Below are 17,138 nucleotides of genomic sequence, written 5' to 3' on the forward strand. Positions count from 1 at the left end.
TTTTTGTGAACAAAATATACCACAGTCTACTCAGTTCCTATGTTTTTTGTATGTTTGTTATATCAAGTAATTAATCAATTATTATATTTCAAATTAAAATATGGATTTCGAAGACTTTATCATTTCACCAAGAAATTTCAAAACAGAAAGCTGGCAGATAGGAAATCGGATTACAAAAGATATCAAAGAAGACAGTATTGTTCTTTTGTTTGTATCAGACTATCGAGGTGCGGGCGGAGATGCGGAAGTACAGGACTTTACCGGGGTAAGGAAAGAATTTTATAAGCTTTCGCAGATGGACTTCGAAATTCCTATTGTAGATCTTGGAGACTTGGTATCAGGGAAATCGGTTCAGGATACTCACTATATTTTACAGGAAGTTCTGTCGGCATGTCACTATAAAAGAGCAATTCCGGTGATTATCGGCGGCTCCAATGATTTTGCCTTTTCATTATTTTCTGCATTGAACTTTCACAAGAAAAGTCTCAATTATACCCAGATAAGTAATATTATTTCTCTTCAACAAGGGGAAACGATCAATGAATATACTTTTTTAGGCAAAATTTTCGGAGCCAAAAATTTCTCTATTAAAAATTACCATCATTTAGGGTATCAGAAACATTTGAATGAAATGGATTCTGTAAGGCTGATAAAAGAAGTAGAATTTGATATTATTCGCCTTGCGGAGATGATGAATTCTACAGAAAAAACAGAACCTTTCTTCAGAAAAGCAGATCTGGTTACAGTAAATTGTGATGCTGTGGAAAGCTTCAGTGAACCTTTTTCTATGAATCCACAGGTAAATGGACTGAACAGAAGAGAAATTTGTGCTTATATGAAAGAAATCGGATTGAGTGAAAATCTGAAGTCTGTCGGAATTTTTAATTATAATATTTATTCTGAAAATCAACTGAACCACCAGCTTTTAGCACAGATGTTGTGGTATCTGATCGAAGGAATAAACATTCAGTACTCTCATCCAAAGGAAAGACATTATGAACAGTTCTATGTTTTGATAGATGACAGACAATATGCATTCAAGCGTGATACTTTCAGTAATTTGTGGTATTTTGGTGATGATGAAAATATAGAAAACTGCATTCCGTGTTCCAGAAATGATTTTGATGAAGCTAAGAAAGGATGGCTGAGTGCAAGACTGACGAAAATTTAATGTATGACAAATGTTCCCCCAAGAGTATCCATTATTGTTCCCGTTTATAATGTCGAGAATTATTTGACAAAATGCCTTGACTCCCTGGTGAATCAAAGTCTCCCCAATATTGAAATCCTTGTAGTGAACGATGGAAGCAAAGATAATTCTGAAAAAATTATTGAAGGATATGCAAAAAGATATCCGGAAAAAATAAAAGCTTTTACCAAAGAAAACGGTGGCTTAAGTGATGCCCGTAACTTTGGGATTGATAAAGCAGAAGGTACTTATATAGGTTTTGTAGACAGCGATGACTATGTTACTGAGACCATGTTTGAGGAAATGCTCCTTTTAGGAGAAAAGCATCAGGCAAAAATGGTGATCTGTAATATTCAGAAAGTAGACGAGAACGGAAAGGTTACCCAAAAACTGACCCAGCTTCCCAATATGCCTGAAAAAATAGCTCTTGAAAGTAATTTCTCAGTGTTTTCTGATATCAGCTATTTTGCATGTAATAAGTTGTTCAAGAGAGAGCTTTTTAATCAAAGAAGGTTTAAAAAAGGGGTTCATTTTGAAGATATTCAACTTATTCCACAATTGTTGCTTGAATGTGAAACGATAGCTCAGACTCAAAATTTTCATTATCAATATCTGGAGCGTTCCGATTCTATTACAAAAACCCACACAGAAAAAGGACTTGATATGTTGAAAGCCGTTGCTGATGTGGAAAAGATATTCAGTGAGTCTCAATATTCCCACAAAAAAGAGGAACTGAAAAATTTTCAGATTTTTGAAGGTGTTTATTCATTTTTGGCCTATCTGGCCTTTGTGAAAAAAGAAGAATTGTTCTATAGCATGTCTGATCAGTTAATTCTTTTTATGAATGAAAGACAAATAAAAGTTCAAGATATATTGAAGTATAGTCGTTTTGATAAGAATTATCTTTTATCTTTGCCCCTGAAGAAAAAGATTTTTTATCTATTATTTTTTGCCGGACAGAAAAGATTGATAAGAAAATTGATATAAACACAAATGCAAGTACTATTGTTTCGGTCAATAGAAAACAATGATGAAGTTCTTTATAAGTTCTGCATCATCAATTTTTATTATAAGATACAAGTGCTGAATAAGAAAGAGAATGAAAAATTTTGAATTGTTCTTAAGCGAATCGGGAATATCTATTTTCTATGTAAAAATAGGATTAGGTTTTGTATTCTCATTTTTAATTACTTTTTTTTCTATTCCTACCATTGTTAAGATTTCAAGAAGAAAGAATCTGATGGATGAGCCGGGAATGAGAAGCTCGCACCTTAGAGAGATTCCCAATCTGGGAGGAATTGCCATATTTTATTCCATAGGAATTTGCGCTTCAATTTTTGCTTACGAGCTGTTTGATCTCTATAAATTTTTATTTGCTTCATTGATTATCCTGCTTTATGTAGGGGTAATGGATGATATTGTTGTAATGAGGGCATACAAAAAACTTGTTGCACAGATTGTAGTGTCATCGCTGGTGGTGATAGGATCAGATATCAGAATCAGAAGCTTATTTGGAATATTTGGAGTGTATGAATTAGAATATTTTGTGAGTGTTCTGTTCAGTATTATTACTTTTATTATTCTGATCAATGCTTTTAATTTAATAGACGGAATAGATGGATTGGCAGGTGGATATTCTGTAATCTGTAGTGCTTTATTTGGAATAAGCTATTACCGGTTAGGAGAATATAATTATCCTCTGGTTGTACTATCCGTTATTATCATTGGGACCGTATTGGCGTTTTTATACTATAATCTGTCAAATTACCGTACCCGTAAAATATTTATGGGAGATACTGGCTCCATGTTACTTGGCTTTTTACTGGCGTTTACCTCCATTTGTTTCATAGACATTTTTATTGATAAAAAACTAATAGATGTACCGAGGTATCATCTTCAGTCTGCTCCTGTTGTAGCCGTTGCGATCCTTATTCTTCCGATCGTAGACACATTAAATGTAATTGTGGTGAGGCTTTATAACAAAAAGTCGCCATTCGATGCAGATAAAAACCATATTCACCATAAGTTACTAAAGCTGAATCTTACCCATAGGAGATCTACTTTCTATATTATTCTTTACTATCTGATGATCGTAGGAATAGCTTATTTTTTAAGACACATTAATGTAAATGTGCTATTATTGGTGATCATTTCCCTAGGTTTTTTTGGAGCTTACTTACCAGATTTGCTATATCGATTAAGAAATAACAAAAATTAACAATTAAATATTACTTTTGTAAACAATATTATATATGATGAAGAACTTTAAATATTTATTTTTAATATTCCCCTTTTTAGTTACCTCATGTATCACAACAAAGGATGTGAGGTATTTACAGCCAAGTGAAAGTCTTGTTATTAACGAGGAAGGTCTTGTTCCCTACAACATTCCCGTGTACAGGATTACCAAAAATGATATCCTTAATCTTAATGTTGTGACAACTCCCAAAGGAGATGCAGCACAATTTTATTCCTCTTACAATACTTCCGGCGGAGTAGCCAACGGAGGGGTAACAAGTTCTGCAATATCAGGAGGAGGTGTAAATGTAGGAGCTAATAGTGGTGGTTCCGGAGGAGGTAGAGGTGGAAATATGAATTTCTATTTTAATGGATTGAAAGTTGACTCCAATGGTGATATCAATATTTTTGGAATTGGATACATAAAGGCTGAAGGAAGAACACTTGATGATATTACAAAAGAAATACAAGATAAAGTAAATGAAAATTTCCAGGAAGGTAAGTCGGAAGTACGACTGAATACAGATGGTATTACTTATTATATTCTTGGTGATGTGGAGACTACCGGACTTTCTGGAGAAAAAGTAACCCACAAAAATACCCTTACCATTACTGAAGCATTAGCGATTAATGGCGGGTTGAACAGAACTATCGATAAAAGAGAAGTGGTTATCCACAGAAAACTTCCTGAAGGAATTAAAATTGCCAAAATAGATCTTACCCGTGAAGATATTATGAATTCTCCTTACTATTATATACAAAATGGTGATGAAATCTATCTGAACACAAGAGCGAAAAGCTTGAATGGATTTGGAAAAGATCCTATTCAGACTTTGACGACTGGAGTTTCGGTAATTACTACTGCATTGTCTATTTATTTACTCCTTAAAAATCTTTAATTATGATTCCAGAAAGAGTAACCAATACAGAGAAGAATAATTCTCAGAAAGACAAATCCGGAACATTTGCATTATTTGATTTAGAGCACTTTTTAAGAAGAATCCTTAAAAACTGGTACTGGTTTGCGTTCATGCTGATGATTGGATATGCCATGTCATGGGTATACAGTAAATATTATGCACAGAATATTTATGCATCAGACTTGTCATTAAGCACTTCCAGTAAAGCTTCTGAATTTTTGCCCACTCAGTCTAACCAGTCTATTAACTTCATTTGGGGAGATACGGGAAATCAGGATGGGCTTTATTTGAAGAAAATGCTTTTGTCCAGATCACATAACGAATTTTTGGTAAAAGAATTAGACCTTTTTGTGAACTATTCTACCAAAGGGCTTATAAAATCTACTTATCTGGACAAAGATGATTCACCAGTCTTTCTTCAAATTGATAAAAAACACCTTCAGCAGATTAATTACCCTATTACCCTGATGCCAAAAGGAGATGGGAATTATGAAGTTGTTTTGCCTGAAGAAGGAGAAACTACAAGCTTGTATAGCTATGAAGCAGAAGGTTTCCAGAGCATCAACTCATACAACAGACCTGCTAATAAAACGATTAAAGTTAACGAATGGTATACCTCTCCTAACCTGAGATTCAGATTGCTTAAGAATCCTATTACTTCTAAAATTAAGCTGGATAATATCATCATAAGTCTGAACTCAGTAAACCAGAGTGTAGACGAAATCGTTTCTACCACAGGCGTAGACTTTGATAAAGAAATCAGGTCTATTATGATCATTACTAAAAAAGGGTATAACCTTAACAGTACTGTGAATTTCCTTAATAAATCTGTTACAGAGCTACAGAAAAAGAGACTTGCTGATAAAAATATTGTTAATAAGAATACAGATGTATTTTTAAAAGATAATTTAAATAAAGTCCGTAAAAAACTTGATTCTAGTGCCAATGTACTGAACTACTTAAAGACTTCAGAAAAGCTTTACAATATTAAAGACAGAGATGAAAAATCTCTTGAAAAAATAAAAGAACTTGAAGCTAAAAAAGCAGATGTTTTAAGCAAAATCAATTCTTTGAATAATATCAGGAATACGCTTCAGTCTCAGAATTTTGATAAAATGATCGGGACAAATGCTGCCGGTTTTGAAGATGGTGTGTTTTCAGCAACAGTTTCTGAACTTAAGGCTCTATATATTAAAAAATCTGAAATGGCTGCTATTTATAAGCCTTCATCAGAACCAATAAGAGAGATCAACAGACTTATTGATGAAGCAAAAATGGGTTCATCCAATAGTTTGAGAAGCTATTATAATAAATACAATGAGGAAATTAATAAAATAGACCGTGAAGTAGCTGGTGCCAATTCTGATTTAACTTCTTATCCTGAAAAAGAAAGAAGATATATGGATGCAGAGAGAGGATATAATATGATTGAAGCTACTTACAACAGTCTTTTGGGAAGACAGGGTGATACTCAGATGAGAATGGCAACCAATCAATCTGATATTACGGTGATTGACCCGGCTAAGAACTTAGGACAAAGACCGATAGGACCTAATGTGAAGTTGGCAAAGATTGCGATTATTTCAGGAATGCTGCTGCTTCCATTATTATTTATCCTGATTGGTGAAGTGCTTGATACTAAAATCAGAAATATCAAAGAACTGTTAAGTGCAACGAAAATTCCACTTCTTGGAGTGATCGGAAATAACAGCAATGAAAATATGCTTACTGTTTTGGAACAACCAAAATCATCTGTATCAGAAGCCTTCAGGGGAATAAGAGCCAATATGAGATTTTTGATGGATAATGAAGAGGAAAAAGGTAAAGTCATCCTGATAACATCATCTATTGGAGGTGAAGGAAAAACTTATATTTCAATTAATTTGGCTTCTGTAATAGGATTAAGTGATAAGAAAACAATCTTATTGGGGATGGACCTTAGAAAGCCGAAAATCTTTGGAGATTTCAAGATTGATAACAAATATGGTATTTCAAATTACCTGACAGGGGAAGTAGGAATTGATCAGATTATCAACAAAACAAAGATCCCGAATCTTGATGTTGCCACTTCAGGACCTATCCCACCAAATCCTTCTGAGCTTTTGATGAGTCAGAGGAATATCAAATTTATAGAAGAACTGAAAGAAAAATACGATTTCATTATTATAGACTCTCCGCCGGTAGGATTGGTAGCAGACTCATATGAATTGATGAAACATTCTGACGCTAATCTTTATGTTGTTCGTCATGAATACACGGAAAAGTACATGCTGAAAATGATAACGGAAAAATATCATAACGATGAAATTAATAATTTAGGACTTGTTTATAATGACTATAATACAAAACAAGGGTATGGTTACGGATATGGCTACGGATACGGATATGGCTACGGTTATGGCTATTTTGATGAAGATAAAAATTATAAAGAACCTTTGTTGATCAGGATTCGAAATAAAGTACAGGGATTATTTAATAAAAAATAAAGCATTAAACCTCCATTTAATGGGGGTTTTTTCATATTTAAACTATTTTCATTCTATGAAAAAAAGAATATTTTTGCCACTTTGCCGTTTACTTTATAACAAATTATGTTTTTTTGTTTATTTTTAACTAAACATTAAGATTATCATTAATATAAAAAAGTTTTATATTTGCAAAAATTAAATTTTAAAATAACCATAAATCCATATTCTTTTATGAATAAAAAATTATTGTTTAGCTTCCTTGCCTTCCTTGGAGTGGTAAGTGTTAAAGCACAAAGAAACGAATTGGGAGTTCGTCTAGGTATGAGTAACCTAGTGGGAGATGTAGGAAGTACGAATTATATTTTACAAAAGCCGTTGGATTTAAACAGAGTGTCAGATTGGGGCATCCCATTTTATGGAGGTTTATTATATAGGTTTAATTTTAACCCGCATCAGACTATTCGATTGGATTTAGGATACAACCAGGTTCAGTTTAGTGATAAAGCGGCAAAAGAGGATTATAGAAGAAATAGAAACTCATACGGAAAAAATAACGTGTATGAGGCGAGTTTAATGTTTGAATATAACTTTTTCCCTGTTAATAATGAGCAGATCAGCATGCTAAGTCCTTACATCTTCGGTGGTGTTGGTGCTTTGATGTTTGATGCTCCCAAAGCAACCCTGATGAATGACTTCAGAAGAGATGCTGATGGGGTGGCACAGGCTCCAATCAATGAATTGGATTTCACGACCAGAACAGATTATTCATTAGGAAAAAAAGTAACAGTGCATATTCCTTTTGGGGTAGGTTTGAAGTATAAATTCAACCACTCTTGGGCTATATTTGCAGAAGCTACATTCAGATATACATTGACGGATCAGTTGGATCACAGTAAGATCCTTTCCAAAGATGTAAAAACTTCTTTTAATGCTGATATTTTGGATCCTGCTACAGGAAGTTCATTATTACAGTCAGGAAGTTACTATGCAGTTTCTAAAGAAAGAGAAACAGAGTTTATTAAAAAGAGAAATATTGGAGATGGAAGATCTAATGACTGGATGAATACTTTCAGCTTAGGGCTGACATATTCGTTCGGAAGACCTCCATGTTATTGTGAATAATATGTCGTTGATTAAAGATAAAATAAATTCTGAGAATTTACCAAAACACGTAGCCATCATTATGGATGGTAATGGAAGATGGGCAAAATCTCGTGGCGAAGAAAGAACCTTCGGTCACAAAAATGCCATTAATGCAGTAAGAAATGCTATTAATGCTTGTAATGAGATTGATATCCCTTACTTAACATTGTATACATTCTCTTCAGAAAATTGGAGCCGTCCAAGTGAAGAAGTGAATACCCTTATGAATCTGTTGGTAGAGACCTTACTGCTAGAGGCAGAAGAGATCTTCAGCAAAGGATTAAGAATGCATGTTATAGGGAATTTGGAAAAACTGCCTACTTTAGTAAAAGAGCAGTTGGAACGTGTGGTAGAACTTACAAAAGAAAACACAAAAGGAAACCTTGTATTGGCTATAAGCTACGGCTCACAAAATGAAATTTTGGAAGCTGTAAAAAATATAAGTTCTGATGTAAAAGAAGGAAAAGTAGAGATAGAAAATATTAACGAAAGTTTATTTGAAAATTATCTTTATACAAAAGATTTTCCTCCTGTAGACTTATTGATCAGAACCAGCGGTGAAATAAGGATAAGCAATTTCCTGCTTTGGCAGATCGCTTATGCAGAATTACAGTTTTTAAATGTACTATGGCCGGATTTTTCCAAAGATATTTTCTTTCAATGTATTGTTGATTATCAAAACAAAGAAAGAAGATACGGTTTAACCGGTGAGCAAGTAAAAGGCCAATAAAATTTAGAAAAGAAAGACTCGATAAAATGAAGTTTAGACTATTACCCATCATTATGTTTGCTGCTTCTGCACATTTTTATGGACAAGTAACTCCAAAGGACAGCACAAAAGTAAATAATGCTGTACACGCAGAAAATGAGGCAGGTACTTATACGCTTAAAGACATCGTTGTAGATGGGGTAAAGAAATATACACCAGCTCAGATCTTAAGATTTACAGGCCTTACAAAAGGAGAAAGTGTGGATATTCCAGGACAAAAAATCAGCAATGCTGTTAAAAAACTTTGGGATACTCAATCTTTTTCTGAAGTGGAAGTGTATGTTCAAAGCATTGAAGGACAGACGATCGTTCTGAAATTCTACCTGCAGGACCTTAAAGAACTTGGAGAAGTTAAGTTCGCAGGGAAAGGAATTGGTAAATCTAAAAGTGAAAAAATGGCAAAGGATAATAATCTTAAGCCAGGAACTAAAATCACTCAGAACCTAGTTTCAAGCCTTAAAACCAATGTCCCTAAAGACTTTATTAAAAAAGGTTTTGCAGATGCCAAAATCACTATTCAGGATAAAGTAAATGCAGGAGACCCTGCTTTAGTAGACTGGACAATCAATGTAGAGAAAGGGAAAAGGATCAAAATTGATCATATTGAATTTGAAGGAAACGAAAGTGTAACCGATAGAAAACTGAGAAACAAAGCTTTCAAAGAAACAAAACAGAAACGTTTTGGTATCGGTGGTATCTTGAAATCCTCAAAATTCATTGAAGATAAATATCAGGAAGATAAGCAAGGCCTTATCAGTTATTACAACTCCCTGGGATATAGAGACGCAAAAATTGTTTCTGACTCAGTATGGAGAAACAAAAGAAATAACTACGAAATCAATGTAAAACTTAATGAAGGTAAAAAATATTACATCGGGGACGTTACGTTCACGGGTAATACGGTATACGCTACAGAATATTTACAAAGATTATTAGGATATAAGAAAGGAGATATTTACGATGCTGTAGGATTCAACAAAAAAGTAGGTGAAGACGGTGGTAAAGAAGATGATTCAGATATCAAATCTGTTTACATGAACAATGGTTATCTTTTCTCCAACGTAACACCTGTTGAAAAATCAGTGTCAGGAGATGCCGTAAACCTTGAAGTTAGAATTAATGAAGGAGAGCAGGCTACCTGGAATAAAGTAACTTGGCAGGGAAATACAACAACCCATGACCACGTAATTCTTAGAGCACTAAGAACAAAACCAGGAGAGCTATTCAAGAAAACGGAAATTAAAAGAACATATTTCGATTTAGCAGGGATGTCATTCTTTGACCCTCAGCAGATCGGACAGGATATTCAGCCAAATCAACAGGATAATACCGTTGATGTTAACTGGAAACTTGTAGAAAAAGGATCTTCTCAGGTACAATTACAGGCAGGTTACGGTGGTAACAGCTTTATTGGTACTTTAGGATTGACATTTAATAACTTCTCATTAAAGAATTTCCTTAAGTTTAAAGACTTCAAACCAGTACCTCAGGGAGACGGACAAGTCTTCTCTATTCAGGTTCAGGCAGGACAGTACTTCCAGAACTATGGAGTATCATTTACAGAACCTTGGTTATTTGGTACAAGACCAACAGCCCTTTCTGTAAGTTTGAACAACTCCAGAGTAAGATATACAGATCAATATAATAATGCTCAGAAATTGAACATCTTCTCAGCTTCAGTAGGTTTAAACAGACTATTGAACTGGCCGGATGATTATTTCTCTCTTTATACTGGTTTACAGTTCCAGAAGTATGACTTCAATAACTATCCATTCCAGTTTGGTGATACTACAGAAAATAATGGTACAGCCAATAACTTCAGTATCAACTTAGGATTGAGTAGAAACTCAGCAGGTATTGACCCAATCTTCCCAACAACCGGATCCAATATGGAACTTTCAGCTAAACTGACACCTCCATATTCATTGTTTAAGAAGAAAGATTACTCCACCATGTCAGCAATTGACAAGTACAAGTGGATGGAATTCTATAAAATCAAGTTTAAAGCAGACGTTTACAATGAGATCATTGGAAAATTGGTCTTGAGATCTTCTGCTGAAATGGGATTCATGGACGGATATAACAGTCAGCTGGGAGCTCCGCCATTTGAAAGATTCTATATGGGAGGTACAGGTCTTTTCGGAGGTAGATATGACGGTAGAGAATTGATTCCTTTGAGAGGATATGAAAATGCTTCAACAAATGGAGGAGAAGCAGAAGATATTACTCAAAAAGGAGGAGGTACAATCTACAATAGATTTACTTTAGAATTAAGATACCCAATCTCAATGAGCCAGACTGCAAAAATCTATGCATTGACATTTGCTGAAGGAGGTAACGTATGGAACACATGGAGTTCTTACAGCCCATTCCAGTTGAAAAGATCAGTCGGGATCGGAGTAAGAGTTTATATGGGAGCATTTGGATTGATCGGATTCGACTTTGCACTTGGTCTGGATAAAACATTATCAGGTGATAAGTCCGGATGGAGAAACCACTTCTTGATGAACCAAACATTATAATTAGAAATATGAAGCACTTTAAAATAATTTTCACATTCGCATTACTTTTGCTTTTTGGGTTTAATAATGCCCAGAAGATAGGAGTAGTGGATACTAATGAAATTTTGAATAAATTACCTCAGTATAAAGAAGCGGAAGCAAGACTGAATTCTCAGATCGATACCTGGGAGTCAGAACTTCAAAGCCTTCAGTCTGAATATGAAAGAAAAAAAGCTGCTTTTGAAAGTGAAAAAGTATTATTAATAGGGGATCAGCTTAAACTTCGAGAAAAAGAAGTTGTAGACCTTGACAAAAATATTAAAACCACAACAAGTTTACGTTTTGGGGCTAATGGTGAAATTACCAAACTGAGAACAAATCTGGTTTTACCTTTTCAGGACCAGATCTGGGGAGCAATCAAAACGATGTCTGAAAAAAATGGATTGGGCATAGTTCTTGATAAAAGCAATAACATTAGTGTTATTTTCCTTCAGTCAAAATATGATTACACCGAGAAAGTATTATCTATTCTGCTAAAAGGAACAGATAAGAAGGAAAAAACAAATAGCAAAGGCAAAAAATAAATTATCAAATTAACTTTTGCTATATTTTAAAATCTAAAAACAAATTAAATTATTTATTTACCAGTTATGAAAAAATTAAGTGTATTATTTGCAGCAGTAATGATGGTTGTATCTGTAGGTATGGCAAAAGCTCAAAAAATTGCTACTTTAGATGTAATGGGAGTTCTTAACGCTATGCCGGAGAAAAAGAAAGCAGATGCTGATCTTAAAACATTCTTAGATACAAAACAAGCTGAGATTAAGAAAAAAGCTGACGCAGCTCAAACTAAATATCAGCAATATCAGACAGAAGCACCAAAAAAGACAGCTGATGAGAACAAAGCTAGAGAAGAAGAAATGAAGAAATTAGCTGAAGAAATTCAGCAAATGCAAGACAAAGCTCAAAAAGATCTACAAGCTAAGCAAGATGTAGCTTTCGGACCAGTTGAGAAGAAGTTGAATGATGCAGTAGAAAAAGTAGCTAAAGCTAACGGATACGATTATATTATGGATGCAAATTCAACAGCATTCCTTTATAAAGCAGGACCAGACGCTACTCCAGCTGTGAAGAAAGAACTAGGAGTTCAATAATTTCAGCAAATTAACAAAGATTTATAAAACTAACCACCTCTTTTAGAGGTGGTTTTTTTATTTTTACGGAATGGAAAAAGAAGTATCAACTACGGTTAAAGTTAGGTTTAGTGACTGCGATCCGATCGGACATTTGAATAATGTAAAATATCTTGATTATATGTTCAATGCCAGAGAAGATCATGTAGAAACATTTTATGGATTTACCTATGAAGAATATACCAAGAAAACCGGCTGTACCTGGATTGCCATTCAAAATGAAATAGCATACTTAAAAGAAGTAAGATACAACACACAGGTGGTCATCAGCAGCAAAACCATCGATGTGCAGGATAGAACTGCTAAAGTTGAAATTCTGATGAAAAGCCTGGATGAAAAGACAATTCATGCCGTACTTTGGGTGACCGTTATTTATTTTAATGTTAAAACCAGAAAATCTGAAGTTCATCCCGAAGAGATCAAAGAACTCTTTGATAAATTTTATGTAGATTTAATACAGAAAGACTACCAGTCAAGAGTGAAGTTTTTAAGAACTCAGAATGCGAAAAATTCTTAGTCAACAGTTCTTATCAAACATACCAACTTAAAAATTAATAATAGATAAATGAAAAAAATAGCAGTAATAGGAAGTAACGGACAATTGGGAAACTGCATTAGAAAAATAGCGCCTGACTTTGAACATCAATATGAATTCTTATTTACAGACTCATCCACTTTAGATGTTACAAATGAAGAACAGGTAAACGATTTCTTTTATGATAATAAACCCGATTACTGCATCAATGCTTCTGCATATACCGCAGTGGATCTGGCAGAAACTGATAAAGAAAAAGCTTTTGCCATCAATGCAGATGGAGTAGCTCATCTTGCTCAGGCATGTGTAGAATGCAAATCCACCCTGATTCATGTTTCTACTGACTACGTTTTTGATGGAAGCACAAATCTTCCGTATTCTGAAGACGATTTTACCAATCCAATAGGCGTATATGGTGAATCAAAAAGAAAAGGAGAAGAACTGGCTTTAGAAATCAATCCTAAAACCATTATACTAAGAACTTCCTGGCTGTATTCTGAATTCAATAAGAACTTTGTGAAGACAATGCTGAATTTGTTCTCTCAGAAAAAAGAATTGGGAATCGTTGCCGATCAGTTTGGACAACCAACTAATGCAACCGATCTTGCAGAAGCAATCCTAGCAATCATTGAAGCTCCAAACAAAACCTATGGGATTTTCCACTTCTCAAACTATCCGGAAACAACATGGTTTGAATTTGCCAAAAAAATTGCTGAATTTTCAAAATCCTCAGTAAAACTAAACCCGTTAACAACCGAACAGTATCCAACTCCTGCCAAAAGACCTGTGAGAAGTACAATGTCTTTGGATAAAATAGAAGAGACTTATAAAATAGAGCCCAAACATTGGGAGAACAGTCTTGAAGAATGTGTTGATGTACTTTTACAACAATAATATATATATGAAGAATATAGCAATCATCTTTTCTGTATTGTGTATCCAGTTGTGGAATGCACAGAATGTTTATCTGACCAAGGTTGAGAAAACGAATGATAACCCAGATAAATTCTTCCATAAAAAAGAAGAAGCTGGTACCGATGCAGTTTATCTAGGAGAAGTAGAAGTTCAGGGATTTTCAAAAGATGATGCACTCGTATTTTCTTTAGTATATAAAAAAGCAAAAGAGATTGGTGCCAATACATTTGAATTAAAACCTTTCGAAAATGTTGACGGTACCCCTCAGGAATTCAATGCCGCCAATTATAAAATTGCTTTATACTATACTCCTAAAGAAAAGCTAACCGCTCAGCATGGTTACATGTATATATTTGCATCCTCTGAAAAAGATCAGAAAATAAGTATCAATCGTAAAGACTATATTATCTCTCCAAGATCATTTTTAAAAATTAAAGTTGTTCCCGGAGAAATCTATACCATTTCAACGAAGAAACTTTTAGGATCTACTGTAAAAGTTCAGCCAAAAGCCAATGATGATGATCTTTACTTCCAGGTTTCATCCTTAAAAGTGAAGCCGGATAACTCAGGAGTAGGAGGTTTGAACCTTAAATCCGGAGATATTATTGGGCTGGAAAAGTCTTACGCCGAATTTTTAAGCGCGATTTACAAAAAAATCAATCCTTAAAAGCAGGCAGGAACAGTATTATTCCTGGTTTTGCTTTATAAGGATATAAGGTAACCAATTTTGTTTAAAATTTTTCTCTCTGCCTTCCAGTGTTTTAGGGATTAATATTACGAAAAGGTGAAATTTATGTTAAATAAAGTTGCGTGGTGTGGGTTAAGTTTCTATCTTTGCCCCACTGAAAAACGAAAGACATTCAGTAGCGCAGAAGAGCTTTTAGATAAGCAGAAACAATAAGAAACTTCAAAAGGGAAGAGCAAAAAAAACTTCAACATTTTTATTTAAAAAGTTGCGAGTTGAAATAAAGTTCTTATCTTTGCAGTCCCAATTAAGGGAGCGCAGGAGTGGAAGATTAGGTGATGAGAAGAGGGATTAAGGTTACTTAAAAAACTTTAAAATTTTCTTCAAAAACATTTGGTCAAATAGAAATAAAGTTTTACTTTTGCACTCGCAAATACGGAGCAACACTGACAGAGAAGATTGCATCGTTAAAAAGCGAAAGATATAAAGATCATTGACATACAATATAACAACCAAGTAAGGAAAAACTAAAGCGTCAAAACTTTGAGTGAGTCAGACAAACATACAATGGAGAGTTTGATCCTGGCTCAGGATGAACGCTAGCGGGAGGCCTAACACATGCAAGCCGAGCGGTAGAGATTCTTCGGAATCTTGAGAGCGGCGTACGGGTGCGGAACACGTGTGCAACCTGCCTTTATCTGGGGGATAGCCTTTCGAAAGGAAGATTAATACCCCATAATATATTGACTGGCATCAGTTGATATTGAAAACTCCGGTGGATAGAGATGGGCACGCGCAAGATTAGATAGTTGGTGAGGTAACGGCTCACCAAGTCTACGATCTTTAGGGGGCCTGAGAGGGTGATCCCCCACACTGGTACTGAGACACGGACCAGACTCCTACGGGAGGCAGCAGTGAGGAATATTGGACAATGGGTGAGAGCCTGATCCAGCCATCCCGCGTGAAGGACGACGGCCCTATGGGTTGTAAACTTCTTTTGTATAGGGATAAACCTACTCTCGTGAGAGTAGCTGAAGGTACTATACGAATAAGCACCGGCTAACTCCGTGCCAGCAGCCGCGGTAATACGGAGGGTGCAAGCGTTATCCGGATTTATTGGGTTTAAAGGGTCCGTAGGCGGATCTGTAAGTCAGTGGTGAAATCTCACAGCTTAACTGTGAAACTGCCATTGATACTGCAGGTCTTGAGTGTTGTTGAAGTAGCTGGAATAAGTAGTGTAGCGGTGAAATGCATAGATATTACTTAGAACACCAATTGCGAAGGCAGGTTACTAAGCAACAACTGACGCTGATGGACGAAAGCGTGGGGAGCGAACAGGATTAGATACCCTGGTAGTCCACGCCGTAAACGATGCTAACTCGTTTTTGGGTCTTTAAGATTCAGAGACTAAGCGAAAGTGATAAGTTAGCCACCTGGGGAGTACGTTCGCAAGAATGAAACTCAAAGGAATTGACGGGGGCCCGCACAAGCGGTGGATTATGTGGTTTAATTCGATGATACGCGAGGAACCTTACCAAGGCTTAAATGGGAAATGACAGGTTTAGAAATAGACTTTTCTTCGGACATTTTTCAAGGTGCTGCATGGTTGTCGTCAGCTCGTGCCGTGAGGTGTTAGGTTAAGTCCTGCAACGAGCGCAACCCCTGTCACTAGTTGCCATCATTAAGTTGGGGACTCTAGTGAGACTGCCTACGCAAGTAGAGAGGAAGGTGGGGATGACGTCAAATCATCACGGCCCTTACGCCTTGGGCCACACACGTAATACAATGGCCAGTACAGAGGGCAGCTACACAGCGATGTGATGCAAATCTCGAAAGCTGGTCTCAGTTCGGATTGGAGTCTGCAACTCGACTCTATGAAGCTGGAATCGCTAGTAATCGCGCATCAGCCATGGCGCGGTGAATACGTTCCCGGGCCTTGTACACACCGCCCGTCAAGCCATGGAAGTCTGGGGTACCTGAAGTCGGTGACCGTAATAGGAGCTGCCTAGGGTAAAACAGGTAACTAGGGCTAAGTCGTAACAAGGTAGCCGTACCGGAAGGTGCGGCTGGAACATCTCATTTTAGAGCGTCTTTAGACGATAAACAAAATTAGTATCGCAAGATACATGTACTTACTTAAAGTATAGCTTTAGTTTTTTGTTTGGTTGGTTATATTAAAAATACAAAACCCACTAGAAATTAGTATAGGGAAGAGATTGAGAAATGGAGAGAGTACTTACTTATCCCCATTACTCATAAAAAGTCTCGTAGCTCAGCTGGTTAGAGCGCTACACTGATAATGTAGAGGTCGGCAGTTCGAGCCTGCCCGAGACTACTAATTATAGGGAATTATAGATTAAGAATTATAGATTTTAAATTACGACATTGCTGTTTCATTTAAAATTTATCATTTAAAATTTAAAATTTCTACTAGAGGGGGAATTAGCTCAGCTGGCTAGAGCGCCTGCCTTGCACGCAGGAGGTCAAGGGTTCGACTCCCTTATTCTCCACAGTTTTGGAAGACTGATTTAAAAGTTACGGATAGAGCCAAAAACAATATCTGTTCATCAGTTGGACAAGAA

General features: G+C 35.7%; 13 protein-coding genes, 2 tRNA genes and 1 rRNA gene. All 16 read left to right on the forward strand.

From position 1 onward, the window contains the following. Positions 1–100: 100 nt before the first annotated feature. The 16 genes from LF886_RS03315 (at position 101) to LF886_RS03390 (ending at position 17,066) form a co-directional block, all read left to right on the forward strand. Entirely contained in the window at positions 101–1,171 is a 1,071-nt protein-coding gene (locus LF886_RS03315) for a formimidoylglutamase (RefSeq protein ID WP_236852714.1), read from the forward strand. 3 nt (positions 1,172–1,174) lie between these two features. Further along, a complete protein-coding gene (locus tag LF886_RS03320; protein WP_236852715.1) occupies positions 1,175–2,176 on the forward strand; it encodes a glycosyltransferase family 2 protein in 1,002 nt (333 codons plus the stop codon). A 112-nt stretch (positions 2,177–2,288) separates the two neighbouring features. After that, positions 2,289–3,407 carry a glycosyltransferase family 4 protein gene (locus tag LF886_RS03325; protein WP_236852716.1) on the forward strand — a complete coding sequence of 373 codons (1,119 nt, stop codon included), beginning with the start codon at positions 2,289–2,291 and terminating at the stop codon, positions 3,405–3,407. A 37-nt stretch (positions 3,408–3,444) separates the two neighbouring features. Beyond that, positions 3,445–4,326 carry a polysaccharide biosynthesis/export family protein gene (locus tag LF886_RS03330; RefSeq protein ID WP_410685625.1) on the forward strand — a complete coding sequence of 294 codons (882 nt, stop codon included), beginning with the start codon at positions 3,445–3,447 and terminating at the stop codon, positions 4,324–4,326. A 2-nt stretch (positions 4,327–4,328) separates the two neighbouring features. Continuing rightward, positions 4,329–6,833 (forward strand): polysaccharide biosynthesis tyrosine autokinase, encoded by a 2,505-nt coding sequence (locus tag LF886_RS03335; protein ID WP_236852718.1) that lies wholly within the window; start codon positions 4,329–4,331, stop codon positions 6,831–6,833. Positions 6,834–7,046: 213 nt separating this feature from the next. Then, the gene (locus tag LF886_RS03340; RefSeq protein WP_236852719.1) at positions 7,047–7,937 is read left to right on the forward strand and encodes a DUF6089 family protein; all 891 of its coding nucleotides are present in this window, start codon (positions 7,047–7,049) and stop codon (positions 7,935–7,937) included. A gap of 1 nt (position 7,938) precedes the next feature. After that, on the forward strand, positions 7,939–8,688 hold the full coding sequence (locus tag LF886_RS03345; RefSeq protein WP_236852720.1) for an isoprenyl transferase: 750 nt from the start codon (positions 7,939–7,941) through the stop codon (positions 8,686–8,688). Positions 8,689–8,714: 26 nt separating this feature from the next. Beyond that, on the forward strand, positions 8,715–11,249 hold the full coding sequence (locus tag LF886_RS03350) for an outer membrane protein assembly factor (protein WP_236852721.1): 2,535 nt from the start codon (positions 8,715–8,717) through the stop codon (positions 11,247–11,249). Positions 11,250–11,257: 8 nt separating this feature from the next. Next, positions 11,258–11,812: an OmpH family outer membrane protein gene (locus tag LF886_RS03355; RefSeq protein ID WP_236852722.1), complete on the forward strand. Its 555-nt coding sequence runs from the start codon at positions 11,258–11,260 to the stop codon at positions 11,810–11,812. Between the two features lie 66 nt (positions 11,813–11,878). Then, positions 11,879–12,382 (forward strand): OmpH family outer membrane protein, encoded by a 504-nt coding sequence (locus LF886_RS03360; protein ID WP_124535654.1) that lies wholly within the window; start codon positions 11,879–11,881, stop codon positions 12,380–12,382. A 70-nt stretch (positions 12,383–12,452) separates the two neighbouring features. Next, positions 12,453–12,938 carry an acyl-CoA thioesterase gene (locus tag LF886_RS03365; RefSeq protein ID WP_124535652.1) on the forward strand — a complete coding sequence of 162 codons (486 nt, stop codon included), beginning with the start codon at positions 12,453–12,455 and terminating at the stop codon, positions 12,936–12,938. A 48-nt stretch (positions 12,939–12,986) separates the two neighbouring features. Beyond that, positions 12,987–13,850: a dTDP-4-dehydrorhamnose reductase gene (gene rfbD, locus LF886_RS03370; protein ID WP_236852723.1), complete on the forward strand. Its 864-nt coding sequence runs from the start codon at positions 12,987–12,989 to the stop codon at positions 13,848–13,850. Positions 13,851–13,857: 7 nt separating this feature from the next. Further along, on the forward strand, positions 13,858–14,538 hold the full coding sequence (locus LF886_RS03375) for a hypothetical protein (protein WP_236852724.1): 681 nt from the start codon (positions 13,858–13,860) through the stop codon (positions 14,536–14,538). Between the two features lie 582 nt (positions 14,539–15,120). After that, positions 15,121–16,638: ribosomal RNA gene (locus LF886_RS03380) — 16S ribosomal RNA — on the forward strand. Between the two features lie 179 nt (positions 16,639–16,817). Next, positions 16,818–16,891: transfer RNA gene (locus LF886_RS03385), tRNA-Ile, on the forward strand. A gap of 101 nt (positions 16,892–16,992) precedes the next feature. Beyond that, positions 16,993–17,066, forward strand: a tRNA-Ala gene (locus tag LF886_RS03390). The last annotated feature ends 72 nt before the right edge of the window (positions 17,067–17,138 follow it).

Origin of the sequence: Chryseobacterium sp. MEBOG07 (genome assembly GCF_021869745.1) — a bacterium.
Taxonomy (GTDB): domain Bacteria; phylum Bacteroidota; class Bacteroidia; order Flavobacteriales; family Weeksellaceae; genus Chryseobacterium; species Chryseobacterium viscerum.